The organism is Prevotella sp. 885 (assembly GCF_002265625.1).
In the GTDB taxonomy this organism is placed as follows: domain Bacteria; phylum Bacteroidota; class Bacteroidia; order Bacteroidales; family Bacteroidaceae; genus Prevotella.
Genome location: NZ_NOVE01000113.1, coordinates 1 through 1,723 on the forward strand (window position 1 = coordinate 1; position 1,723 = coordinate 1,723).

At 36.9% G+C, this 1,723-nt stretch carries 1 protein-coding gene; it reads right to left on the bottom strand.

What is annotated here, in order from left to right:
- Positions 1-163: 163 nt before the first annotated feature.
- Positions 164-1,423 (bottom strand): FRG domain-containing protein, encoded by a 1,260-nt coding sequence (locus CHL74_RS15265; protein ID WP_141241363.1) that lies wholly within the window; start codon positions 1,421-1,423, stop codon positions 164-166.
- Between the last annotated feature and the right edge of the window lie 300 nt (positions 1,424-1,723).

Genomic DNA, 1,723 nt, shown 5'->3' on the forward strand with positions numbered 1-1,723 from the left:
TCTAATTTTGCCTCTAACCTCCAAAAAGAAGCTATATTTTCTATTGTCTTATTCATTATACATAATAATTAAGTTAACTATCCTAGTAAGCATCCCTCTATGGCAATACTGTTCAACCCCAGTGTTTACTGGGATTGAGAGGATTCCATAGAGTTGAATAGATTTATCGTGTAAAAAAATGTGCATAGCGAGTGTCTTTGGGTACTTGCATTAACATATCTTTGTATACTATGCCATCCCCAGAAACAAAATGAATGTCCTTACAGAAGACATCTTGCCACCATCCGTTTTTCATGTCTTCGTAATACTGATCCATAAGATCAGCATCAAAGGCAGGTATTCTGTCTTTATCTACCTTTATCCCGTACATATTGTCTAACTTACGGCTGATACTTTTTATCGTCTCGTGGTGGACAGCATTATCCTTGACATTAATCTTGACAGCTTCAAGAGAAACGACGGGATTTTTTTCAAACTGTTTCAAGAAACGCTTCCATTGTACTTGTAGCATGTCTGAAGGAAAGTATTTTTCTCCATTCTTTGATTCTTCAAATATCTGCTGAGAAATTGAAGGATCATGTCTGAAGAAGACTTTGTGTACCTGAGAAAACTCATTGAAGTTTGCTCCTTTATCCATATTAAGCAAGAAACCATGTTGATTTCCACTTCTCATAAACGGTTGTTTGCCTATAGTTGACAGATACTGCTGTTTTTGAGGTGAAAAAGCACCTGGCTCTGCCAATTCATAATAATACATCACTCCAAGACTGCTTGTGTCTGTATGAGGTGTATATTCATCAAAATGATAGTCAGTTACAGCAAAAAACTTCGCGGTATCTATGTCTGATGTCAAATCGAGAAAGCTGGTCTTGTTGTAATAATGCTGAGCCAATCCGCCATAGTTTACCTCAAAACGAAAGATGTCATGCCACAAATCAATACCTTGTTCAAACAATTGCACAAGTGGATGTGTAGCCAAGACAGCTCGAAGTTCATCATATTGAATAAGTTCCTTTAAAAAGTAACTCTGTTTAGGGTTGCGGAAAAGCCCAGGAGTACAGACATCATAATACTTACTTTGTCCACGAAACAGAAACTTACGTCCGTAAAGATTTGGCTTTATGGAATATTTGCCACTCATTAACTGATTTACAATAAAGGCATCAGCAGGCAGTTCCGGATGACAGTAAGAAGATTTACCATCAGCCCATTTTATATTATAAATATTTACATCCGCACAATAATTAAATTGCCTTTTAGCCAATATATTGCTCATGTAATAATCTTTCTCAAAAGCCTTACGCTCTTCTTCTTTGATAAATCGGCATGTTTCCAATACATTGTCAAACGGACGTGTTTCTGAACCTTTTTCGTTATTTGATATGTTAGAGGAAATAATCAATGGTTTTGTTGCTATATGCAACTTCAATTCTGCTTGACGTGCTTCTTTGGTTTTCTTCGCACGATAGCAAAATTCGGGACCACTGGAAAAAGTGTGTGGATATCGTAGTACAATAAAAACACTATATTGTCCGTTTATAAAGTCAAAGAACGGATAAATATGGAAAAGTATAGACTCCTTGCAGAATGTCTTTTGCCCGAACACATGCTGGATTGGTTCGACCTTAAAGACGTGTTTGTAGAGCAAAAGAAAGAAACAAAGCTTGTTCACATATACCTTGACGAAAACGAGCTGAGACCAGGTGACAGAACCGATATTCGT